22 protein-coding genes are annotated in these 22,107 nt (G+C 51.5%); 4 read left to right on the top strand and 18 right to left on the bottom strand.

Going from position 1 to position 22,107, the window contains the following annotated elements; genetic code table 11:
• Positions 1-86: 86 nt before the first annotated feature.
• The 14 genes from citG to Q0L39_RS02770 all read right to left on the bottom strand — a co-directional run bounded on the left by citG (position 87) and on the right by Q0L39_RS02770 (position 13,825).
• Positions 87-1,463: a triphosphoribosyl-dephospho-CoA synthase CitG gene (gene citG, locus Q0L39_RS02835; protein ID WP_296626818.1), complete on the bottom strand. Its 1,377-nt coding sequence runs from the start codon at positions 1,461-1,463 to the stop codon at positions 87-89.
• Positions 1,460-2,506, bottom strand: coding sequence for a [citrate (pro-3S)-lyase] ligase (citC, locus tag Q0L39_RS02830; protein WP_296626817.1), 1,047 nt, complete (start codon positions 2,504-2,506; stop codon positions 1,460-1,462). The genes citG and citC overlap by 4 nt, the downstream gene beginning before the upstream one ends.
• Positions 2,507-2,538: 32 nt before the next feature.
• On the bottom strand, positions 2,539-3,129 hold the full coding sequence (locus Q0L39_RS02825; protein ID WP_296626816.1) for an MBL fold metallo-hydrolase: 591 nt from the start codon (positions 3,127-3,129) through the stop codon (positions 2,539-2,541).
• A gap of 257 nt (positions 3,130-3,386) precedes the next feature.
• Positions 3,387-4,799, bottom strand: coding sequence for a citrate lyase subunit alpha (gene citF / locus Q0L39_RS02820; protein WP_296626815.1), 1,413 nt, complete (start codon positions 4,797-4,799; stop codon positions 3,387-3,389).
• Positions 4,792-5,673 (bottom strand): CoA ester lyase, encoded by an 882-nt coding sequence (locus Q0L39_RS02815; RefSeq protein WP_296626814.1) that lies wholly within the window; start codon positions 5,671-5,673, stop codon positions 4,792-4,794. The genes citF and Q0L39_RS02815 overlap by 8 nt, the downstream gene beginning before the upstream one ends.
• On the bottom strand, positions 5,673-5,939 hold the full coding sequence (gene citD, locus Q0L39_RS02810; protein ID WP_296626813.1) for a citrate lyase acyl carrier protein: 267 nt from the start codon (positions 5,937-5,939) through the stop codon (positions 5,673-5,675). Before citD ends, Q0L39_RS02815 begins: the two co-directional genes overlap by 1 nt.
• A 57-nt stretch (positions 5,940-5,996) precedes the next feature.
• Positions 5,997-6,533, bottom strand: a complete 537-nt coding sequence (locus tag Q0L39_RS02805) for a cob(I)yrinic acid a,c-diamide adenosyltransferase (RefSeq protein WP_296626812.1) — start codon at positions 6,531-6,533, stop codon at positions 5,997-5,999.
• 75 nt (positions 6,534-6,608) lie between these two features.
• Complete coding sequence (locus tag Q0L39_RS02800; protein ID WP_296626811.1) at positions 6,609-7,586, bottom strand: alanine-tRNA synthetase second additional domain-containing protein; 978 nt, start codon at positions 7,584-7,586, stop codon at positions 6,609-6,611.
• Between the two features lie 100 nt (positions 7,587-7,686).
• Positions 7,687-8,934, bottom strand: coding sequence for a methylaspartate ammonia-lyase (locus Q0L39_RS02795; RefSeq protein ID WP_296626810.1), 1,248 nt, complete (start codon positions 8,932-8,934; stop codon positions 7,687-7,689).
• A gap of 128 nt (positions 8,935-9,062) precedes the next feature.
• Positions 9,063-10,529: a methylaspartate mutase subunit E gene (locus Q0L39_RS02790; protein WP_296626821.1), complete on the bottom strand. Its 1,467-nt coding sequence runs from the start codon at positions 10,527-10,529 to the stop codon at positions 9,063-9,065.
• Positions 10,525-11,916, bottom strand: a complete 1,392-nt coding sequence (gene glmL / locus Q0L39_RS02785) for a methylaspartate mutase accessory protein GlmL (protein WP_296626809.1) — start codon at positions 11,914-11,916, stop codon at positions 10,525-10,527. Before glmL ends, Q0L39_RS02790 begins: the two co-directional genes overlap by 5 nt.
• A gap of 42 nt (positions 11,917-11,958) precedes the next feature.
• The gene (glmS, locus tag Q0L39_RS02780) at positions 11,959-12,372 is read right to left on the bottom strand and encodes a methylaspartate mutase subunit S (protein WP_296626808.1); all 414 of its coding nucleotides are present in this window, start codon (positions 12,370-12,372) and stop codon (positions 11,959-11,961) included.
• Positions 12,373-12,415: 43 nt separating this feature from the next.
• A complete protein-coding gene (locus tag Q0L39_RS02775; RefSeq protein WP_296626807.1) occupies positions 12,416-12,973 on the bottom strand; it encodes a Fe-S-containing hydro-lyase in 558 nt (185 codons plus the stop codon).
• Between the two features lie 12 nt (positions 12,974-12,985).
• A complete protein-coding gene (locus Q0L39_RS02770) occupies positions 12,986-13,825 on the bottom strand; it encodes a fumarate hydratase (protein ID WP_296626806.1) in 840 nt (279 codons plus the stop codon).
• A 745-nt stretch (positions 13,826-14,570) separates the two neighbouring features.
• On the opposite strand from Q0L39_RS02770, the gene Q0L39_RS02765 reads away from it, so the two are divergent.
• Complete coding sequence (locus Q0L39_RS02765) at positions 14,571-15,917, top strand: MATE family efflux transporter (protein ID WP_296626805.1); 1,347 nt, start codon at positions 14,571-14,573, stop codon at positions 15,915-15,917.
• Here Q0L39_RS02765 and Q0L39_RS02760 read toward each other — a convergent pair.
• Positions 15,914-16,792: a YitT family protein gene (locus Q0L39_RS02760; protein WP_296626804.1), complete on the bottom strand. Its 879-nt coding sequence runs from the start codon at positions 16,790-16,792 to the stop codon at positions 15,914-15,916. The genes Q0L39_RS02765 and Q0L39_RS02760 overlap by 4 nt on opposite strands.
• 254 nt (positions 16,793-17,046) lie before the next feature.
• Here Q0L39_RS02760 and Q0L39_RS02755 point away from each other — a divergent pair, with 254 nt between their 5' ends.
• The 3 genes from Q0L39_RS02755 to Q0L39_RS02745 are packed head-to-tail and all read left to right on the top strand — an operon-like array spanning position 17,047 to position 18,839.
• Complete coding sequence (locus Q0L39_RS02755; RefSeq protein ID WP_296626803.1) at positions 17,047-17,655, top strand: hypothetical protein; 609 nt, start codon at positions 17,047-17,049, stop codon at positions 17,653-17,655.
• A 17-nt stretch (positions 17,656-17,672) separates the two neighbouring features.
• Entirely contained in the window at positions 17,673-18,284 is a 612-nt protein-coding gene (locus Q0L39_RS02750; RefSeq protein WP_296626802.1) for a hypothetical protein, read from the top strand.
• A 15-nt stretch (positions 18,285-18,299) separates the two neighbouring features.
• Positions 18,300-18,839: a hypothetical protein gene (locus Q0L39_RS02745; RefSeq protein ID WP_296626801.1), complete on the top strand. Its 540-nt coding sequence runs from the start codon at positions 18,300-18,302 to the stop codon at positions 18,837-18,839.
• 73 nt (positions 18,840-18,912) lie between these two features.
• On the opposite strand, the gene Q0L39_RS02740 is transcribed toward Q0L39_RS02745, so the two are convergent.
• The 3 genes from Q0L39_RS02740 to Q0L39_RS02730 are packed head-to-tail and all read right to left on the bottom strand — an operon-like array spanning position 18,913 to position 21,927.
• Positions 18,913-20,061: an ABC transporter substrate-binding protein gene (locus Q0L39_RS02740; protein ID WP_296626800.1), complete on the bottom strand. Its 1,149-nt coding sequence runs from the start codon at positions 20,059-20,061 to the stop codon at positions 18,913-18,915.
• A gap of 43 nt (positions 20,062-20,104) precedes the next feature.
• Positions 20,105-20,893, bottom strand: coding sequence for an ABC transporter ATP-binding protein (locus Q0L39_RS02735; RefSeq protein WP_296626799.1), 789 nt, complete (start codon positions 20,891-20,893; stop codon positions 20,105-20,107).
• Positions 20,890-21,927: an iron ABC transporter permease gene (locus Q0L39_RS02730; RefSeq protein ID WP_296626798.1), complete on the bottom strand. Its 1,038-nt coding sequence runs from the start codon at positions 21,925-21,927 to the stop codon at positions 20,890-20,892. Before Q0L39_RS02730 ends, Q0L39_RS02735 begins: the two co-directional genes overlap by 4 nt.
• Positions 21,928-22,107 lie beyond the last annotated feature (180 nt).

Below are 22,107 nucleotides of genomic sequence, written 5' to 3'. Positions count from 1 at the left end.
ATCCTCTCTTTACTGCGTTATAAAAACAAGGAGGGCATCCCGTTAGATGGGATGCCCTCCTTGTTTTTATAAACGTCGTTAGCTTTTTATTCGTTATGTAGCTGCAAAAAATGGAGAAAAAAGCACAGTGCCAGCAGATCAGCACAGCCGCCCGGGCTGATTCTGCGCTGGATAAACGCCTGATCCAAGGCCCGCACCTGTTCAAGGTCCACGCCTTCTTCCAGCACCTTTCGCACCGATTGCTGTGCCCAGCGCAGTGTATCGGGATCGGAGCGCGCCAGAATATTGGTGTCCTGCACCCGAACAATCAGCGCCAACAGCACCTGTACGCCGGCATCGTTGAGGCTCTTTCCCGCCTGCAATGCATTCAGCAGCATCGGATACCCGCAGCTCAGCACCGATGGAAAGCCCTGTGCAGCCTCTCCGCGGATGCCGGTCACTCCGTATCGAAGGTAGAGCTTCTCTCCGTAGGAAAGCTCCTGTTTTCCGGCAATCCCTGCAAAGTCTTCGAGCAGATGCGCACACATCTGCTTGCAAAGCTCTCCCATCTTCTCCACCGAAAACGGCTGTTCGGACAGTCTGCCCGCGGCTGCACAGAAGATTCCCATTGAAAAGATGGCGCCCTTGTGGGTGTTGACTCCGCCGGTCATCCGGTACATTCGTTCCTCTGCGTCCTTTCCCAATGGACGCAGCGCTTCAAACAGCTGCTGTGGAGAAAGCTCCTCCTTCATTCCCATTTTGGCGCAGGCCCGAAAATAGGGATAAAGCACACAGGCACTGTCCACAAAACAGAACAAATCCATGTCCCGATGGGAACCATTGTTCTGGCGGTCGACCAGCCCTGGCTTGGGAGTGACACTCACCTCATACAGCAGCGCACGGCAGGCAGCCTGTGCGATCTCCTCGGCGTCGCTCTCCTCAAAGTAGTCGCAGATCAGCTCCACCGTCTTTTCGAGCAGCTGCCGGATGCTGTGCTGCTGGCTTCTCGCACAGGCAGCCGCCATCTGGTCGCAGATCAGACATTTTCTCGGCGACACATGCAAGTCGCTCCTGGAGACCTTTGGCACGCCGCGCGCCATCACATCAATGTCAAACAGCCGTCCCATGGGAAAGCTGTCCTCAATCTGACACATCAGGCGCTTAATTTGCATTGGCTGGCCGTTGGTCAACAGATAGAGTTCCTCGCCTGTTTCTCCGCTCGATTCCTCCTGCAGGAGGACCGAGATTCCGCTATACTGCAGCTGGGACAAAATTCTGCGCTTGCCCTCGGCAAAGGCGCGGGAAAAAAGCGGCGCAGCCTTGACTGCGCCGGCAATATTCAGCGTAAAGCTGACAAGCGTTCCCTCCTGCAATTTCATCATGCGGTTCTGGCGCTGCACCCGCTGTTCCCGCGCGTCCAGAATCTGCTGCATCGAAAGAGGAGGACGCTGCAAAATTTCTTCCAGATAACGCTGCTTTCTCATGCCTTGTGGTTCTCCTCCCGCATCCGTGCAGCCAGCTTTTGTCCATCGTCGCTGAGCAGATAGCGCAGCGTACTCTCCGGTACGATGCGTCGGATGGTGTCATAGTCGCCTTCGATCATGCACGCTCTGACCTTGGAGGCGCTGATCTCCACCTCGTCCTGTTTTTTGCGGGGAATCTCCACTACCTCGATGTGATACTCGGAAAGAATCCTCTTCATCTCCCGATTGTAGGCGCTGGTCACCGGACAAAACGGCTCGGTTCCCACAAAGCGACGGGTGATGTTCAGCTCTTTGGCAAAATATTCGCAGAAGATACGCAGGTCTAATTCACAGTTGATCTGTTCAGCGCGGCCCTGTTCCTTGATAAAATAGGTCGGGAACACCGCCGAGGAAATCAGATAATCGGAGGTCTGGTGCAGAATTACGTTGTCGATGCCCTGGATTCCTTCCTTAACCAGTTGGTAGCGTACCGCCGCCGGAAAGGTACTGCGGTCCTCGGACAGCACGAACAGATGCAGTGCGTCGCACTGGGCAGCGGCAGTTTCAATCAGATAGCGGTGGCCGTTGGTGAACGGATTGCAGTTTGCAACGATTGCGCCCACCGTTTTCACCGGCATCTGCGGGCGGTCCAGCTGTGCGACATACTGGCGGATACCATCGCGCACGTTTTCCATCAGTAGGACATCCTTGGTCTGAATGATTGGATAGAAGCCCAAATCGGAAAACATCGCGATATTTTTGGGCTTGGTAAACACAAAGAGGTGATGCTCTCCCTGTTCATTGGCGTGGTTTAACAGCAGAGTGACCACGCGGGAGGACAGACCCATCCCCTGATAACGGTCATCCACTGCCACACACTTGAGCACATTGTGTTCAAGCGAACCGGTCGCAGCGATTTCTCCCTCCTGGGTGACCAGATTGACGGTATATTCCACGCCGGTATCATATTGCAGTTCCATCCGATGCAAAAATTCTTCCAGACGTTTTTTCTTTCTGCCGGTAAACGGCGCGCCGAACTCCTCATAAAACTGGCTGTATTCCATTGACCTTCCTCACTTTATCCGTTGTTGGTTTATTACCAGCAGATTGTCTGTCCTGGCTTTACAATCAGGCGGTTGTCTGCATCAAAGCTCTCCGCCATCTGCTGCGAGAACAGTTCTCCTGGCTTCATATGTACCGGCACATTCTGTTTTGCGCCGATGATCTTGGCGCAGTGTGCTGCTTCCTTCGCATCCATGTTATAGATGCCGTCGATCGGCAAAAAGGCATAGTCCAGATGCTCGTCCGCCAGCGTCTTCATCTCCTCGGTCTCGGAGGTGTCACAGGCAAGATACAGCTTTTTGCCTCCTGCGCTGAGGACAAAGCCTACACAGGAAGATTTGGGATGATTCTTGTTGTAGGCAGCACAGCTTTGCACCAGCACATCATTTTGCTGCACGCTGCCGTAGCTTCCACCGCGCAGAAAGTCCGCTGCACGAAGCACACGTCCGTCCGGCTTCAGCTGCACCAGTCCCACCTGATTGTGGTCGCCGTGCTCATGGGAAACCAGCACCAGATCGGCAGGCAGGTCGTAGCCTTCCCCTGCAAATGGGTCGATGTAAACGACCGTTCCCTGGTCGGTAACCAGTCGAAAGCTGCCATGTCCCTGATACAAAAACGTTGTCATAAAACACCATCCTTTACCTATTATTTTGCTCTTTATTGTTCTATTATACCCTTTTCCCGTCTTGTTTTAAAGAGAAAAATCTGCCCTCCCGCCCTCTTTCTTTCCACGAACTTTTCTCATAACGTGGAAAAACCTCCGTTTCATCGCTGAAACGGAGGTTTTTGATCGTCCTGTACGGACAGATGTGTTTTATCTATTTTTCTGCCCTGATGTTTTCCCCTGTCTTTCCAGAGCTCTTCACAGAGCAGACCATCCTTTTATTTTACCGAGTGGATTTCATCCAGCAGGGTTCCGTCGCGGTAAATAACCTTCGCTACGACTTTGTCGCCCATCTTGATTGGCTTCGGTACGCCAGCCAGCTCCTCGCCCATCCGTTTGAGGTCAGCAATCTCAACAACCGGCAGTTTGGCGTCGATCAGTTTCTGTTTGAGTTCCTGATTCTTGCCGCCTGCAGTGTTGACTGCGATACCTCTCTGGGTAACAACAACATCGACGGTCTTGCCCGGGGTGGAGATGCACAGACATCTGTCTACAACCAGCGGCAGTCTAGCACGGGTCAGCGGAGCGATGATGATCGCCAGTTTTGCACCTGCTGCGGTGTCGCAGTGGCCTCCGGAACCGCCCATGATGTAGCCGTTGGAGTCGGTATGTACGTTGACGTTAAAGTCAAGGTCAACCTGGGTTGCACCCAGCAGTACAACGTCCAGATTGTCAACGCCGGCGCTCTTGCCGCTGACACCTGCATACTGGGTTGCAGAAACTTCCATGTGCTTTGGATTGGTGCGGATCGACTCAACTGCTTTCAGGTCGAAGCACTGAACGTCCAGCAGCGCTTTGAAGCAGCCTTCCTGGAGCATGTCAACCATGTATCCGGTGATACCGCCCATGCCGTAGCTGCCCTGAATGCCTTTTTCCAGCATCATCTCTTTGACATATTTTGCGGTAGCCAGCGTTGCGCCGCCTGCACCGGTCTGGAAGGAGAAGCCGTCTTTGAGCAGACCGGATGCTTCGATAACCTTTGCCGCATAGCTTGCCATCTTCAGACCAACTGGGTCACGGGTGATCTTGGTGGTACCGGAAACGATACCTGCAGGATCGCCGATCTGGTCAACAGCGACAACGCAGTCGACGTAAACTTCTGGAATCGAGAAGTCAACCAGCGGATACTCTACCAGGTTATCGGTGATAACAACAACCTTCTTTGCGTTCATGGCATCAGCAAAAGCATAGCCGATGGAACCGCAGGCAGATTTGCCGACTTTACCGGTGCAGTTGCCCATGTCATCGGAGGTAGGAGCTGCGATGAAGGCAATGTCGATCACCGAGGTGCCTTTTTCCATATCGGAAGCACGGCCGCCGTGGCTGCGGAAAACAACCGGTTTGTCCATGATACCCTCAGAGATTGCCTTGCCGACCTTTGCGCCCATGTAGTTGCACTCGATGCCGGTGACAACGCCGTTTTTGATGTGTTCGATAATTGGCTCATGAACATCAAAAATAGAGCTTGCATTGACAGTCAGGTTTTTGAAGCCCATCTTTGCGATCTGATCCAGCACCATGTTCAGCACATAGTCGCCGTTTCTCATGTGATGGTGGAACGAGATGGTCATGCCATCCTTCAATCCACACTGTTCGATTGCTTCTTTGATAGATGCTACTAACTTACTCATCGTCTTCTGTGCCTCCAAACATCGCTTTTTCCATCTCGATGACCTGTCTTGCACGCTCTACGATTGGAGCGTCGATCATCTTGCCTCTGAGCGATACAACGCCCTTGCCCTGTTCCTTGGCGATGCGGATGGTCTCCATGACTTCATGCGCATAGTCGATTTCGGCCTGTGTTGGGCTGAACACCTCATTGATGCCCTCAACGTGTCTTGGAGAGATCGAAGCCTTGCCGGAGAAGCCCAGGGATTTTGCAAACTGTGCATCGGTGTACAGACCATCAATATCGTCGACATCAGTGAATGGTGTGTCGTAGACATCGACGCCGCAGGCACGAGCTGCACAAACCAGTCTGGTGCGGGCATAGAAGATTTCGTTGCCCTCTTTGGTTCTCTTGCAGCGCAGGTCAGCGGTGAGGTCCTCGCCGCCCAGGAACAGCGCTGCAACTCTCTCGTCGGCAGAAGCGATCTGGAAAGCATTTTCAACGCCCATTGCTGTTTCAATCAGAGGAATCAGCTTGACGGTGTTCTTTTCAAATCCGCATTTTTCCTCCAGCTTTGCGATGTATTCGGAAACGGTCTTTACATCCTGTGCGCAGCTTACCTTTGGAGGCATAATCATATTTGGTTTGAGCGGAATGATCTCATCCAGGTCATGGGTCCAGTAGTCGGTTTCAACCGGATTGATACGGATGATGATTTCGCAGCCTTTGTAGTGCAGCGATTTGAGCGCGTTACGAACCAGAATACGGGCAGAATCCTTTTCTGCCGGAGAAACAGCGTCCTCCAGGTCGAGGATAATGCTGTCGGCGCCCAGAACGTCACCGTTCATCAGCAGGTTTGGAGTGTTGCCAGGGATAAATAACATGGATCTTCTCATTAGTTTTCCCCTCCTGCTCTCTTGATGGCGGTTTCTACACGCGCTTTAATGACACAGTCGATGGCTCCTTTGTCGTTGATGGAGATTTTGCCGCTGTCAACACCCAGCTCCTCAACAACTTCCATGATGCTCTTTTTGATTTCCTCTGCAAACTGGTTATAAACCACCGATTCAATCTCGATCTCCAGTTTGTCACAAGGTTCTACCTTGACATACACGTCGCTGGACTCCAGAGTGCCTGCGACCGCGCTTGTTGTGATTTTCATGTTCATGCTACATCCTTTCCGAGAAATTTGGAAATCTGGACGATGTCCAAAGGGACTTTATTCTTCAATGCCTTTTCTGCATGGCATACCAAGGTCAAAGGGATGTTTTTCCTTGACAAACTTGGTGACATAATCTGCACGATTGGTCAGCTCGCTGATGTCCATTCCATACTGGTGACCGGTGATGACCAGCTCGGTGCCTTCCGGTCGCTTGTCCATCATCTCGTGCAGCTGCTCCTTTGGAATGGTGCCGAGGTTGTAAGCGTCGATCACCTCATCCAGCACAACCAGATCATACTCGCCCGAGAAATATTTTTCTCTGACCTCATCAAATTTTTTCTGGAATTTTTCCTTGTAAAATTCCTGCTGTTCCGGTGTCAGGTTAAACATAAACGGGATTGGACCTTCGTTTTCGATGTACTCCACCCCTGGCAGCGATTTGATGACACTGACCTCGCCGCTGTTTGGCTCTTTGAGGAACTGATAGACCAGCACCTTAAAACCGTGACCTACACAGCGAACAATCTGACCGATGGCTGCGGTCGTTTTGCCCTTGCCATCTCCGTAATAAAGCTGGATACAACCTTTCTGCATAACAAACATTCCCTTCTGAAATCCAGACAAGAAAGGCCGCACCTGAAATTGTGTGCAGCCTTTGTCCCGTTTCTGTTAATAGATTCGTTCGATCTTGTCGATATCCGCGCCAATCTTCGGTGCTTCCTTCTGACCAACCAGTCCAACGATCAGATAACATTTTCTTACCGGATCGTATGGAATATCCTTAATCAGGGTAAAGCCTTCGATTTCACCGGTGCTGCGAACATGATTGCGCGGGGCTGTACATGCATAGACAATGTCACCAATGTTGATGTGTTCATCATCGTGGAAGGAAATCGGAATATCCTGTTCGATGACCGCATTGACCTTATCTTCAATCGCACTGAGCGAAACGATCGGTTTTTCCTTGAAACACAGTACAAAGCCATGTTTTACATCCGCGTGCTCATAGGTTTCCGGCCGTCCATGCGAGAGGAAGTAACCGGTGATATCCTCCGCAGAATGGACCATCTTGCGGTAACGGATCGACTTGAAAACGATGTTGGCAATGTCCTGTGGAATCGGGCCAAACAGGTCCGGTCTTGTGACGATGACTTCTTCACCGACGCCAACCATCAGATCGGCGTTGACCGGCAGTTCGCTCTCCTCCCTTTTCAGGAAAGGATACACCAGATCGAAATGTTCCACTACGACACGCTTTCCTTTTTTGATCGCCGCCATGATCGCTCTGGCCAGTTCCGGACACTGGGTAAAGCCCTGTTCAAAACGGATATCAAGGTGATAGGTGTGCGGTGTTGCAAACAGGGAAAATCCTTTCTTGCTGATGCTTCCCATTCCCAGCGGGTCATCCAGCATCTCCAGCAGCGGCAGAGGGCGAACATTGACTCCTTCGTCGTCATTTGTCAGCTCCAAGCCCGGGAACATTCCCTTTACCAGCATGCTCTTTCCCGAACCTGCATCTCCAATGACACCGATCAGTTTGTCGCTCGGTCTCAAATACTGCTGGGCAATCTGCATTCCCAGCTCGGCCATACGTCCATTTCCTCTAGGTGCAAAATAGATACTGTACAAATGGCTGATGTACGACATGATATGCCCCCCTGTCCTGTATCGTTTAATACGCGGATAGGGATTCTGTGCCAGAATCCCTATCCCATCTCAGATTATCAAGCTATCTGCGTGATGCAGCTTAGCATTTTTTTGCTTTTCTCAGAGCGAGAACACGGTTCATCTCGTTGTAAACGATCATGTAACCTTCGTCAACACCCATACCTGGTTTTGCAAGGATCTGGTCTGGTTTTGTAGCCATAGCGCAGTCTACGCAAACCTGGCAGGAACGGTCTGTCTCGTTGCAGGTACCGCCCTGGTATGCGCCGAAGCCATGATCTTTACAGTACAGAACTGCTTCGATGGTATTGTTGATACCGCCGAGGTCTGGGGTCTTGATCTGAGCCATGTGGCCTGCTTTGTTGTCGCAGAAGTAGATAACATCTTCCAGAGTGTTGCACCATTCGTCAGCAACCAGCTCAACATTGATGCCACGTCTGTCAACTTCTTCTCTCAGACCTTTCAGGCAGAGCATCTGTTTTTCTCTTTCGCCTGCATCCATTGGGCCTTCGATTCTCAGGTGGAATGGTTTAGCAGCTTCTTCGAGCTCTGCCAGGTAATCTGCCATTGCTTTGTAGTTCTCGTCGCCGAATGCCTGACCAATGGTTCCATATACGTCGATGTGGAAGATTGGGCAGTAGGACTCATCGGTGCGCAGTTTGAGGATACGGTCACGCAGCCAGCAAACGTACTCTTTGAGCTTGGAACCGTCGCGGCCCAGTTTGGTCTCTACGTTGTTGATCAGTGCGTGTGGCAGGATTGCAGCGCCTTTGAGGATCATCTTGTCAGCGTTTTCATATCTGTTGTCACCGGACTGGGTGAAGATCGGAATTGGAGTCTCGGAAACGGTTGTGCCGTATTCGTCAGCAACAACTTCGCTCATCAGACGTTTGCTGGATTTTGCAACAGCATCCAGAATTGCCTGGGAAACGCCGTAACGGATTGCGGTATGCAGTCTCTTGCCGTCAACTTCGATTGCTTCCATCATCTTGGTCAGCTCTCTGAAGTTGTCTGCTTCTTTACCTACCAGAGCAGGTTTGATGTATTTGTCGATAACCGGAATGAAATCTTCTGCCAGGAACAGAGGGTCACGGCCGCCTGCACCGGAGTACTGAACTGCTGCACAGTCGCCCCATGCAACCTGACCATCTTCCAGAACCAGCATAACCGAGATGGATTCGCCAGCCTGACGGATGGATTTGAAGCCTGGAGTCATTGTGTCGCCAAAGTAAGCAGCGCCATCAGAAACTGCTCCGGCTTTGATTGCTTTCTGGTCGTCAAAGAAGAAACCTGTACGGCCTGGTGCGCATACTACGTCTACGATTTTCATTTTAAAAATCTCCCTTCTTATTTAACCCAAAGGGGCAAAAGCGTGCCCCCTTTGGGTATTTCATTCTCAATCACCGTATGGCAATCTATGTTCAGAAAACGGCTTTTGCCGTCTGCTGACGGTATGGATTAATATTTTGGTCTGCCAACCAGACGACCTTTGCTGATTGCATAAACGTCGTCGATAACCATCTGGAAGGATACCTGACGGTTTTCAGCTTTTGCACGTTCTTCCAGTTTTTCTCTGTGGAACTTCTTCAGATCGTCGGTGAATGGCAGGTTGCCGGTTTCCAGAATGCGAACAGCGCCGCCGTTGTCACGAGCTGGCAGCATGATGCCTGCGTTGCATTTTGCAGGACCGAATGGGATATCGATAACGCCTGCATTGATTGCAGCGATTGCACCCAAGATGATGTCGCCATGTCCCAGAGCGATAACTTTGTCCATGATGCATCTGGTTTCTGCCTTGATAACTTCTTTTTCATGCTCCATACGGCTTCCAACGGTAACCTGGTCAACCAGCATGTTGGTCAGCTGTTTGGTGCAGCGCAGACCCTGTGCATTTGCTTCCTTGGTTGGAACGCCGGCAGCCTCGTGAGGAGTCTTAACGATAACCTTGGTTGCTTTTGCCAGAGCAGCACAAGCAGCACCCCAGGAGATAACGCCGAATGCTTTTGCTTCGTCTGCTGGGAAGCCGCCCATCCACTGATGGAATACGGTGGTGATGTTGACATCGTAGTAACCGAATTTGTGCATGTACTCATCGGTCAGTTCCTGCAGGGTTCTGATTGCAGCAACGTCCTGGATCTGGTTACCCAGCTGGCCGTAACCAACGGTGATGTTCTTAACACCCTGCTCAGCAGCAGCCAGAGCCTCGATAATTGCAACCGAGTGAGAGATACATGGTGGAACCAGAGTGCCGGTCAGAGGGCCGTATGGCTCACGGTTGATGGCTACGCCAGCTTCCTCATAGATACCGGTCAGACGGTCAACGTACTGCCAGTCATACATGGTCTGCTCAATCGGAATATTTTTAGCGTATGGAATGTTGTAGGAGATACCGCCGCCTTCGTAGGAGGTAAAGCCGCCTGCGTAAGCGATTTCGGTCAGCAGTCTTGCATCAGGTGTACCATGTCTTACCTGCAGTGGGGTGTCCAAAGCATCAACAACCTGACGGCAGCCTTTGACACCATGGTTTACTGCTGGGAAGCCGTTGAGGAATGGATGGAAATTGCCGTTTGCCATACCTTCTTTTTCACGACGGATACCTTCAGCACAGTTTTCATACTGGTTCTGACGGGTATAGGAGTCGATGGTGGTTGGCAGCAGGTCAGCCTCGCCGGCATCCTGCAGATGTTTGAGCAGTTCGATATGGTTTTCGATCAGACCAACACCAGCTCTTGGCTGAACCAGGGTCTTGCCCTCTTTCTTTGCTTTGTTGAGCTTGTTGGAGAAGATCTTGTGCTCTGGCAGGGATTTGTGGTAAGCGATTGCTTCGTCCAGGTCTACCTCTTTACCGGTTTCCCATGTTGCCAGAACTTCTTTACGGATTTTATAAAATTCGTCGTCTCTCAGCTTTTTATTTTTGATATCAATCATTTCCATCTTTTACCAGCTCCTTTTTCATGATTCTCAATGCCACATCAGGATATTCGGTGCTCAGAAGTCCCATCGCTGCAAGGATGTACTTTCTGTCCACCAGAACTTCTGCGTCCTTCGGTTTGAGGGAGAATGCGTCGATTGGGCTGAACAGCGCATGAGATGCAATCTCGGCTGTTCTCTTGGTATGAATCAATGCGCCTCCGGTAACGACAACCGTCTTGACGGCGGTCAGGTCCTTGCCGGTCTGCATATAGCTGATTCCCATTGGGGAATAGTACTGTTCCAGGCGTCCTGCATGACGGGTGACCGCTACCTCGATGGCGAGCGAAGCAAGTGCATAGTCAATCGCTTCCAGCTCAGCGTCATCGTCGGATGGAACCACATCGGTGTGGGTTCCCAGATAGTCGATCAGCTCTTTGCAGCGCTCCTCATCCAGTCCCGACAGCTCGGATACTCTCGAAATATCGGTGGCATCCACAATGCCGTGGATGCTGTAACGCATGCCGATGTCGCCTTCAACGGTACGTTTTGCGTATTCCTCACGCAGACCTTTTAATGCGGTCATGCCTGTGGTCGGCAGACCAAAGGACATCGAATAGATGTCGGTGGTTGCGCCGCCCAGGTCCACGCCGACCAGGTCGCCGATGCCGCTTTCGGTTTTGGTGCCCTTTGCCAGCAGCTTCATGGCGGTCAGCATCGCCGAAGGAGTCGGCATCAGGATGCCCTGAATCAACTGCTCTGCGTTGCTTAAGCCCTTTGCCTTGACAATCTGCTCCAAAAACAGGCTGCGGATCTTTTTCTGTACCGGTTCTACGTTTGGAATATCCAGTCTTGGCATTACGTTTTCACAGACATAGGTCTGCTTGTCCTTGAGGATCTCCTCACACTGATCGGAACAGTTGCGGTTACCCGCAATGATGATCGGGAAGTTGTTCTTGGCTTTTGCCAGCATGTGCGCATTGTAAACGATATTTTCCTTGTTGCCGCCGTCGGTACCGCCGGTCAGCAGACAAATATCAGGGTTGATCTGGTCGATCTCCTGCAGATCCTTTTCGGTCAGCTCGTAGGAGTAGGTTTTCAGCACCTTGGCGCCGGCACCCAGCGATGCCTGTCTTGCTGCCTTTGCAGTCAGCTCCGGCACCAGTCCGATGGCAACCATCCGCAGTCCGCCGGCTGCACTCGAGCAGGCATACTGTTCCTGAAACTCAATGTTGCCGATCTTTTCCCGCAGAATCGCCAAAGCGTTGTTCAAACCGTTGATGATGTCCGTCTCGATGGTGGTATAGCTCTGTGCTGTTCCCAGAATCTGTTCGGCGTCTACATCAACTGCAGTGATCTTTGTATATGTACTTCCAAAATCTATCAGTAAAACCGGCTTCATTGCCTTCACCTTCTTTAAAATAACTGTTCAGACAAGAAAGCCTTATTCAATACCGAAGTCTTTTTTCAGGCAGTCGATGGTAACCTGTGGATCGGTGCCAGGACCAAATGCACGGTCAAAGCCCATTGCTTTGTAACGTCTTTCGATTTCTTCAACCGGTACTTTACCAACAACCAGGTTGCCGCCTGCATACAGCAGGATACCTTTCAGGCCAGCCTCATCGCATTTTTCTCTCATGCCGGTGCAGTCGATTTCGCCCTGACCGTAGAGGGAAGAAACGATGATTGCGTCTGCGCCAACCTCGACAGCTGCTTTGATAAATTCTTCCTGTGGAACCAGTACGCCCAGGTTGGTAACATCAAAGCCAGCATCCAGAAATGCACGGTTGAGAATGGCGTTTCCTACTGCATGAACGTCTGCACCGATAACGCCCAGGACCAGTTTTTTCTTTTCCATGTTATTTGCACCTCTTCATCAAATGTTTCGTGAATAATATCGGTTACCGGATGGATTCAAGATATTCCTTCGGTCCGGTCTCGTACAGGTTGTTGCCTTCGCAGTCGATGATAACAAATGCCGGCAGGTCTTCTACTTCCAGACGTCTGAGCGCCTCTGCACCCAGATCCTCATAAGCGATGATCTCTGCTTTTTTGATGCAGCGGGACAGCAGAGCTCCAGCGCCGCCGATGGCACCAAAGTAAACTGCGCCATGTTCTTTCATTGCTGCAATAACCTCAGGGCTGCGTTTGCCCTTGCCGATCATGCCTCTCTGACCCAGTTTGATCATCGTTGGAGAGTAAGCATCCATACGATAGCTGGTGGTAGGTCCTGCCGAACCGATGACCTGATTGCCCTTTGCAGGTGCAGGGCCAACATAATAAATGACCGAGTCTGTCGGGTCAAACGGCAGTTCCTTGCCCTGTGCAACCAGCTCACACAGACGTTTGTGTGCTGCGTCTCTGGCTGTGTAAATAACTCCCGAAATCAATACGCTGTCTCCACATTTTAAGTCCTTTACCTGCTCTAAGGTAAGTGGAGTTGTTATTCTTTTTTCCATAACCTTCTCCTCTTATAACTCTACAGATTTATGACGTGTTACATGGCAGTTGATGTTGACTGCGATTGGCAAGCCGGCAATGTGGGTCGGCATCTTTTCGATGTTGACTGCCAGTGCGGTTGTCTTGCCGCCGACACCCTGCGGACCAATGCCCAGCGCGTTGATCTTTTCAAGCATCTCTTCTTCCAGGTTTGCATAGAACGGGTCTGCGTTGCGGACATTTGTGTTTCTCATCAGCGCCTTCTTTGCAAGCAGTGCTGCTTTGTCGAAGGTACCGCCGATGCCAACACCGACAACGATTGGCGGACATGGGTTCGGACCTGCATCCTGTACTGCTTTGAGGATGAATGCCTTGACACCTTCCAGACCATCGGACGGTTTGAGCATCTTGATCTGGCTCATATTCTCGCTGCCAAATCCCTTTGGAGCTACGGTCAGTTTGAAACCATCCCCTGGGACGATATCATAATAGATCATAGCTGGTGTGTTATCGGTTGTGTTGACACGATCCAATGGATCTCTTACCACCGATTTGCGCAGGCATCCTTCGGTGTAACCCTCTCTGACACCCTCATTGATTGCCTCTTCCAGATTTCCAACGATGTGGACGTCCTGTCCAATCTCCAGAAAGACGCAGGCAACGCCGGTATCCTGGCAGACTGGAACATAGTTTTCCTCGGCGATCATGTAGTTTTCACGGATGATGCCCAGAATGTTCTTTGCCAGTGCCCAGGGTTCGGACGCTTCGCTTGCGCAAATCTTCTCCTTGATGTCCTCAGGAAGATAGGAGTTTGCTTCCATGCAAAGACGTTTTACCTGTGCGGTAATGTCCTTGGCATTAATCTCTCTCATCGTGTTTCCCTCCCGGTTGTTTCTATATGCTTTTATGAAATTACTGTGGAAAGAAAGCAGTTTGTCTGTTCGACACTGCAATCAGTTTTTATCTGTACTTTTCTTTCCGTTTTGATAAACACAGGGTCAGATCCCCCATGTATATACCCCTTTAAAAATCCGAACAAAAGCATTATGTGTTTTAATGTAGCACCAAAAGTTGTCCTTTGCAAGTTTTGATGAAAAAGAATTTTTCATCCATTCTTATACAGAAACAATAAAAAGATTAAACTTTCCTAATCAGTTCCTCCAAACTCGTTTGGAAACTTTTTTTCATCCCTTTGATTTTTGTGCATTTTCTCCACCAAAATCAAAATTTTTTTGTGCCCTGACACCCTGCTTTTGTGTTTTTTATCAAGTACAATATACCACAAATCCGCAATTTTTAAAACACTTTTTCCCAATGAATTTTTGCCGATTTGTTCTTGAAAAATCCGACAAAACAGCCACTGCTGCTCTTATTTGGATTACAAGCTGTTTTCCTTATTTTTATAGCATTTTTCTTTTTTTCATCACAATGATTTTCTTTTGCCGCCGGTTGTCTGTTTGAAGTTCTTTGCTTTCATCCCTGCAAAATTTCCCTGAAATCTCATCGGATGGGCAGAAACATTTTTCGATTTTGCCAATAGCCCCTGCAAAAAGGCCTGTGCTATAATGTGTCCAGTTATATCTTGATCTCCATTCTTGTGGAAAAGAGGAAGCTTTTATGAAAAACCGAACCGTTGATCTAACCCGTGGCAGCATCCTTCGTGCGATGCTGGTCTTTGCCATTCCGCTGTTTATCTCCAACCTTTTTCAGCAGCTGTACAATACCGCCGACACCATGATTGTCGGCAACGTTCTGGGCGACCAGTCGCTGGCTGCTATCGGTTCCACCTCCGCTGTCTTTGAGCTGATTATCGGCTTTGCCAATGGCGTCGGCAGTGGATTTGGCATCGTCGCCGCCTGCTTTTGGGGCAGCGGCGACCGTCAAAAGCTCAAACGCACCGTGGCTGCTTCGCTGCTGCTCAGCCTTGGACTGAGCGCCATTCTGATGCTGCTCTCCTCCCTTGCGCTCCGACCGCTGCTGGTGCTTTTGAAAACGCCGGCGGAAATTCTGGACGAAGCCTATGGTTATATCAGCATTATCTGTATGGCAGTCGCCATTACCATGCTGTACAATCTCGGAGCAGCACTGCTGCGCGCCATCGGCGACAGTGTAACTCCGCTGGTCATCCTGCTGATCGCCTCGGTGCTGAATATCGCGCTGGACTTTCTCTTTATGACCCGCTTTTCCATGGGCATCGCCGGTGCTGCCGTCGCTACCGTCATCGCACAGGGAGTCTGCTGCATCTTCTGCCTGATCTTTATTCTGCGCAAAGTTCCTGCGCTGGTTCCCTCCGGAAAGGACTTCGTGTTTGAACCAAGCCTCTATCAGGAGCTGCTGGGACAGGGCTTTTCGATGGGCTTTATGCTGTCCATCGTGTCGATGGGAACGGTCGTTTTGCAGGGCGCCATCAATGTGCTGGGCACCTCGGTCATCGCCGCGCATACCACTGCCCGCAAGCTGTTCAATCTGCTGAGTATGCCCACCTCGACCATCTCAGCCGCCGTCGCCACCTTCACCTCCCAGAACAAGGGTGCCAATCAATATCGCCGCATCCGCCAGGGAATGTTCCAAGCCAACCTGATCACCATCGCCTATTCATTGGCGGTCACCGTGCTGATTGTCTTTGCCGCACCGGCGTTGGTCGGATTGATGAGCGGCTCCTCCGATCAGTTCCTGCTGGACACCGGCTCGCTGTATCTGTATATCAATGTTCCCTTCTTTATTCCGCTTGGCATCCTGCTGAACCTCCGCAGCGGATTACAGGGCATGGGACGCAAAATCGTCCCGCTGTTTTCCAGCATCATCGAGCTGCTCGGCAAGCTGCTGTTTGCTCTGCTGCTCATCCCGATGGTCGGCTATCTGGGCGTCTGCTTCTGCGAGCCGTTTGTATGGAGCTGCATGGCGCTCCAGCTTTGGTTTGCCTTCTACCGCACCGACGAGATTATTGCAGCAAAATGGGCTTAGTCACCCATCTGGAGATATTTAAATCCTTCGCCATGGACCTCGTTGGATTCCAGCACCACCATAAAGGAGGCTGGATCTGCCGCTTTGACCGCCTGCTGCACCTGATACATCTGCTTGTCGCTGCAGGCACACATCACCACCTGCTTGTCCTCTCCTTTGTAGCCGCCGAAGGCGGTCAGACGGGTGGAACCGCGGTGACAGGTGTCCTCGATGGTCTGGGAGATGCGCTCTCCGTGCTCGGTGACAATCAGCGTCAGCTTGCCGGCATTGGCGCCGTACATCACCTTGTCGATCACCACCGAAAAGATGAAGTTGATGATCAGGCCGTAGATAATGCCGTCTGCATCTCCAAAGAGAATGCCGCCGGTCATGACAATGACAAAGTCGGTCAGAAAGATGATTTTTCCCAGCGACAAATGCGGGCGCAGCACCTTCAAAGACATCACCACAAAGTCCGCACCGCCGGTCGATGAGTTTTGCAGATAGATCAGTCCATATCCAACTCCCATAATGACGCCGGTGCACAGCGCTGCCAGCAGGCGATCGCCTTGATACGCCGGCAGCAGAGGTCCTACATAGTCGATAAAAAAGGAAGAAATGACCATACAACGGATGGAGCGCAGGAAAAAGTGTCTGCCCAACAGCCGGTAGCACAAAAATGCCAGCGGCACATTCAAGAGCAGAATGGTGACACCGATCGGCATTCCCAGCAGACGGTTAAAGATCATGGCAATGCCGGAAAAACCGGTCAGCGGAAACTCTCCGTTGACCGCAAAGCTGTCGATGGATACCGCTACCAGAAATCCGCCCAGTGTTTCAATCAAAAACGGAATGACCTGCTTGTAGATACGCTCGCTCCATGGGTTGTTTGACATGCGTTGTTCCTCCTCTGTATCTTTTGTATCTTTGTTTGCAACGAAAAAAGAGCATTTGCAGATCGTCGATATGATCCGCAAATGCTCTTTTCTGTATTTTACTATATCACACAATTTTCCCCTTGTCAATCCGAGTATTTTTATTCATTTTATCTATAAATATTCTTTTTCTTCTTTTACAAACCTCCTTGTTTTCCCAGATATTCCATGATATGATAAAGGCAGATCCTACTTTGGAAATGAGGTGCTGATGAATGAAACGAATCTCCGGTATTTTTCTTTCCCTTGTCCTTTTGCTCAGTCTGCTGTGCGGCTGCCAGATGCAGACCGGCAGCTATCTCCAGCCGGTCAAGCTGACCGAATCGGAGCGCGATCTGCTGCAGCTTACCCACCAGACGCTGCCGCTCGTCATGGACTACCATGTGGAGGGCGCAAAATTCATGTCGATCGACCGTATGACCTTACAAGACGGCCAGTGGGTCAGCGAGGAAACACAGATTTTTTCTTTGACCAATGAGGATGCCTCTCAGCCGATGCAAGGCCGCATGGCGCTTAATTACAGCACCGCCTCCGACAACTTTGGTTTAACCTCGGTCGCAGCACAGCTGGGCGACGGCACCTGTCTGCGCAGTGCGGAATTCTCCAACTCCTCCACCTATGAGCTGCGCAGTGCAGCCGCCAACCAGAACGAATCCACCGTCACCCTCAATCAGCCGGTTTACCTGCTGATTTTCTGTGCAGACAAACCTGGAAATATCAGCAACGGAGCGGTAGCGACCGACCCGCTTGCTCACCCTGAAGCCTTTACCAGCGACGATGTACAGATGATTACCGTCACCTTTTCGGACAAAGAACCCGCTTAAAACAATAGGAGGTTTTGATGAAACAACTCGTTCTTTTGCTGACAAGCCTTTTTGTGCTGACTGCTGTTCTTTGTGGCTGCACCCAGCAGCAGGAGAAAAATCAGAGCTATGTTTCTGCTGCGGAACTTTCGCAGGAGGAAACAGATATATTAAAACTCGTGGGAGCACAGGAGCCAATCCTGTTTGACTTCACCACCTTCCTTGGCAAATCCTTTTCGATTCAGACGATGGAGCTTGAGAACGGAAGCTGGAGTGAGCCCAGGACATATTCTTCCAGCCTTGACGAGGACACCTTCCCGTTTCACGGCCGCATTGCAATCAAGCAGGACGAAGAAACCGGTGCGATCCTCTCCCTCGCGGTGCAGGGACCGCACGGCTTCACCCATTCCTCTCCAACACCCGATGAAAACGCTCCCACCTATTCCTCCCACTCCACTGCTCTGCTGAGCAGCCGCGTCGAGATCGAACCTGAAAAGCCGATTGCCCTGCAGGTGTACTACGGCTATGCGAATGGGCAGGCCTCCCACACCTCTTACATACCGGACTATGCGCTGGAGCATCCGGAAGAAATTGACAGCGATTATGCGCAGATTGTCGTCATCACCTTTTCGGAGACGCCTCTTTCCTAAAGGAGGGATTCATTGATGAATCAACTGCTTTGCTACCTTGAAAAACATGGAATCCTTCTCTGCAACCAAAATCCTCTGCTGCCCTCTCTGGAAGACATTGGATGCAGCTGGAGTGACGTTGTCGAGCTGATCGACAACCATCAGCTGTTTTACTGCAAGGTCTTTCAAAAGCGCACCACCTATCTGTCCGCCGAAGCCTACTACCTTCTCAAGCAGGTGCGCACCTCCAAGCCGCTGCCTCCGGAAGCCGAACAGATCTACTCCCTGCTGCTGGATAAACCGCCGGTGGATACCACCTTTCTCAAAGAGGTTTCTCATCCGTCCTCTAAAAGCTACCGACAGGGATTTGATTTTTTGCTGCAAAATCTTTCTGTCACAGCGCTTGCAAACGGAAAGAGCCTTGCTCCCAACTGGTCCACCTTCCTCTATGGAACCGCCGACGCATGGGAGCAAACCTCTCCCAACTTCTTTTGCTGCGACCATGCCCGTGACCGGCTGTGGGAAATTTTCTCCAGCACGATGCCGGAAAAGTTGTTTCGCTCACTGATCCGATAGCAAGGCCCCCTTTTTCATACGAGTATAAAAAAATGCGATGTCTGGTTTTGACACCAGACATCGCATTTTTTTATCACTGTCCCAGCAGCTCCTGTGCTTCCTGATCGCTCAGCTCATAGCGGTAGAACAGCTGATAAAAATCCTGTACCTCTTTGACCATATCATAGTCATAAACCTCTGGATAGAGGAGATTCCCCAGCCACTTGATACCGATGATACGGTTAGCTGCCGGCGGCTGATCCAAAAAGCTGTACGGCTCGGTCGGAATCTTGTAAACCTGACCGTTCTGTACCGCTGTCAGCTCCTTCCACAGCGCGTCGGTCGGTGCTGCATCCACCATCGACTGGGTGTCCAGCAGTACAACATCCGGCTGCCAGTTGAGCAGCTGTTCAAAGCTGATCTCGGTAAAACCGCTGCCGGCATTTTCCATCTCTGCACAGTTGACTGCACCTACCAGGTCGATGACCTCGGTGTGAAACGATCCCTGTGCACAGGTGGTCAATCCATCCTCATACAGACCATAGTAGACACTTTTGCGCTCCTCCTCAGGGATGGATGCTGCATTTTCCTGCGCTTCGCTGACTGCCTGATCGCAGTAGTCTGCAATTTTGTTTGCCTGCTCCTGACAATCGAGCAGCTCTCCCAAGGTGCGGAAGGCATCGCCGGTGCTGACAAGGCTTGCTTCGATGAAAACGACCGGAATTCCAATCTGTTCCTGCAGCTGATCCAGCTCCTGTGCCATATCGTCCTTGACTTCGCCGATGTCGATGACAATCTGTGGGTCGGCCGCGAGCAGCGCTTCTCTGTTCAGATTGGCTTTGCTGCCGTAGAAGGCGCCGAATACCGGCAGGTCAGCAATCTCGCCATAATATTTTGCCGCGGTCTCTCCCAGGTCACTGCCCAGACCGACCATCTTTTCCGGTGCCATCGAGAACAGACACTGCTGTGCCAGATTGCCCGACGGTGCTACCCGTGTCAGCTCTCCTTCCAGTGTCACTGTTCTTCCCAGCGAGTCGGTAAAGGTCCACTCGCCTTCATGGGCGGACACCTGCTCGGTCGTTTCAACCTCGGATTCCTCCTGTGCAGGTTCCTCGGTGGTTTCGGCGGTGGTCTGCTCCTGTGTCTGTGCGCTCTGTTCCTCGGTGGTCTGCGCACATCCGACAAAGCTGCTCAAAAGCAGCACGCAGGCGGTCAGCAGTGCCGCCAGTTTTCTTTTTTTCATAACATTCTCCCTCTTTCTGTGTTTAATTAAATGAATCTCTTCCCTATGTTTCGTCGGGCAGCACCACACGGTAGCTTTTATCGCCCTGCTGTACCTGATGCACCTGGATGCCGACATCGTACGCTTTGCTGAGCGTCGGCGCATCCAGCACTTTTCCAGGCTCACCGCAGCAAAGCACCTGTCCTTCCTTGAGCACCAGCACCCGATCTGCATATTGCAGCGCGTGCTCCGGACTGTGGGTGGAAACCAGAATTCCATAGCCCTGCCGCGACAGCTCCCGCACCATTCGCATCACCCGAAGCTGATTGCCATAATCCAGGTTGGCAGTCGGTTCATCCATCAGCAAAAATCGCGCCTTCTGTGCCAGCGCACGCGCAATCATCACCAGCTGCCGTTCTCCGCCCGAAAGCTGCGCGACACTGCGCCTGCTCAGATGGCTGATTCCCATCTGTTCTATCGCCTTCTGTGCCGCCTGCTGCTGCGCCTTGCCTGGATTTCGGAACATTCCCAGCGACACGGTCGTTCCCATCAGCACCGTATCATAGACGCTGTATCCAAACACCGGCACGCTGTTCTGCGGGATATAGCCGACCCACTGTGCCAGCTGTCTCTGTTTGAGGGTGCGGATATTTTTGCCATCCAGCAATATTTCTCCCTGATAGCCGCTGTTTCCTCCGAGGATGCAGCGAAACAGGGTGCTTTTTCCAACGCCGTTTGGACCCAGCAGGCACATCAATTCTCCTGCCTGCATCGAAAAGCTGACCTGCCTCAGCACCGGTTCTCCGTGGTATCCAAAACTCAGCTGATTTACCTGTAACTGCGGCTGTTTCACTGGCGTTTTCCCTCCTTCAGAATCAAATAGAGGAAAAAGGGTGCGCCGACAAAGGAGGTCAGAATCCCCAGAGGAATCTCCGACGTTGTCAGCGTGCGGGAAAGGTCATCCACCAAAATCATAAAGCTTGCTCCCAGCAAGAGCGAGGCCGGCAGCGTCACGCGGTAGTCATAACCTGTAATCATCCGCACAAAGTGAGGAATCACCAGTCCTATCCAGCCGATCATACCGCTGACCGATACACAGGCGGCGGTCATCAGCGTGGAACACAGCACCACGATGGCGCGAAGCAGGCGGGTATTGACTCCCAGACTCTGCGCCTCCTCCTCGCTGAGCGTCAGCAGGTTGAGCCGCCACCGCAGTACAAACAGCACTACGGCGCCGACTGTCATCGGCAGAAGCGCCGCGCCGATTTCCTCCAGTCGGATGGCGGACAGGCTGCCCATCAGCCAGTAGGTGATCTCCGGCAGGGTATCATTGGGGTCAGCCACCAGCTTGATAAACGATATTCCCGACGAAAACAGGGAGCTGACCATGATACCGCCCAATACCAATCCCACAATCGGACTTTGGCGCACCTGCGAAGCGACCACCCACACCAGCGCTACCGCTGCCAGTCCGCATCCAAAAGCAAAGGTCGAAGTCGCCCAGTAGGAAAAGCCCAGCAGAATTCCCAGCGCCGCACCAAAGCCGGCGCCGGCAGAGGCTCCCAGCACATCCGGCGAAACCATCGGATTTCGAAACAGTCCCTGATAACAAAGTCCAGCCATCGACAGGCTGGCGCCGACAGCCGCCGCCGAAATGATGCGCGGCAGGCGCACTCCCCAGACGGTAGCCTGCACGGCAGAGCTCAGCTCCACCTCCCTGCCCAGCATGGCGGCAAAAACGTCGATCAGCTCCTGCAGGGATACAGCGTATCTCCCCAACAAAAACGAACCAAAAAAGCAGACCAGAAAAAGTCCTCCCAATCCTAACAGCAGCAGCCGATGGTCAGAGACGGTACCTTCCCTCTTTTTCCGCTCCTTATTTCCCAAGAAAATCTCTCCTTCTGTTCGTTATTCTTATATAAGAATAACGCTTGTCCTGTTTTAAGATAACAAATTTCCGTCTGCACGTCAAGAAGCTTCCTCTGTCCGCCGCTCCTTTGCCCTCCTGTCTGATGAAGGGCTTTTTATTTTACACTTGACTTAAAAAATATACTATGATAATATCAT

Origin of the sequence: uncultured Negativibacillus sp., assembly GCF_944388365.1 — a bacterium.
Taxonomy (GTDB): domain Bacteria; phylum Bacillota; class Clostridia; order Oscillospirales; family Ruminococcaceae; genus Negativibacillus.
The sequence above is the reverse complement of the archived record's forward strand: the minus strand, read 5'-3'. Positions and strand labels throughout refer to the sequence as shown.

Coding starts and splice junctions, on each gene's coding strand:
- citG (WP_296626818.1), bottom strand. CDS start 1,463: ATGAGAAAGCAGCGTTATCTGGAAGAAATTTTGCAGCGTCCTCCTCTT.
- Q0L39_RS02825 (WP_296626816.1), bottom strand. CDS start 3,129: ATGACAACGTTTTTGTATCAGGGACATGGCAGCTTTCGACTGGTTACC.
- Q0L39_RS02745 (WP_296626801.1), top strand. CDS start 18,300: ATGAATCAACTGCTTTGCTACCTTGAAAAACATGGAATCCTTCTCTGC.
- Q0L39_RS02755 (WP_296626803.1), top strand. CDS start 17,047: ATGAAACGAATCTCCGGTATTTTTCTTTCCCTTGTCCTTTTGCTCAGT.
- glmS (WP_296626808.1), bottom strand. CDS start 12,372: ATGGAAAAGAAAAAACTGGTCCTGGGCGTTATCGGTGCAGACGTTCAT.
- Q0L39_RS02800 (WP_296626811.1), bottom strand. CDS start 7,586: ATGTCGTACATCAGCCATTTGTACAGTATCTATTTTGCACCTAGAGGA.
- glmL (WP_296626809.1), bottom strand. CDS start 11,916: ATGAAGCCGGTTTTACTGATAGATTTTGGAAGTACATATACAAAGATC.
- Q0L39_RS02795 (WP_296626810.1), bottom strand. CDS start 8,934: ATGAAAATCGTAGACGTAGTATGCGCACCAGGCCGTACAGGTTTCTTC.
- citD (WP_296626813.1), bottom strand. CDS start 5,939: ATGAAAATCACAACAAGCGCGGTCGCAGGCACTCTGGAGTCCAGCGAC.
- Q0L39_RS02815 (WP_296626814.1), bottom strand. CDS start 5,673: ATGAGAAGATCCATGTTATTTATCCCTGGCAACACTCCAAACCTGCTG.
- Q0L39_RS02750 (WP_296626802.1), top strand. CDS start 17,673: ATGAAACAACTCGTTCTTTTGCTGACAAGCCTTTTTGTGCTGACTGCT.
- citC (WP_296626817.1), bottom strand. CDS start 2,506: ATGGAATACAGCCAGTTTTATGAGGAGTTCGGCGCGCCGTTTACCGGC.
- citF (WP_296626815.1), bottom strand. CDS start 4,799: ATGAGTAAGTTAGTAGCATCTATCAAAGAAGCAATCGAACAGTGTGGA.
- Q0L39_RS02775 (WP_296626807.1), bottom strand. CDS start 12,973: ATGGAAAAAAGAATAACAACTCCACTTACCTTAGAGCAGGTAAAGGAC.
- Q0L39_RS02805 (WP_296626812.1), bottom strand. CDS start 6,533: ATGCAGAAAGGTTGTATCCAGCTTTATTACGGAGATGGCAAGGGCAAA.
- Q0L39_RS02760 (WP_296626804.1), bottom strand. CDS start 16,792: ATGTCAAACAACCCATGGAGCGAGCGTATCTACAAGCAGGTCATTCCG.
- Q0L39_RS02770 (WP_296626806.1), bottom strand. CDS start 13,825: ATGAGAGAGATTAATGCCAAGGACATTACCGCACAGGTAAAACGTCTT.
- Q0L39_RS02740 (WP_296626800.1), bottom strand. CDS start 20,061: ATGAAAAAAAGAAAACTGGCGGCACTGCTGACCGCCTGCGTGCTGCTT.
- Q0L39_RS02765 (WP_296626805.1), top strand. CDS start 14,571: ATGAAAAACCGAACCGTTGATCTAACCCGTGGCAGCATCCTTCGTGCG.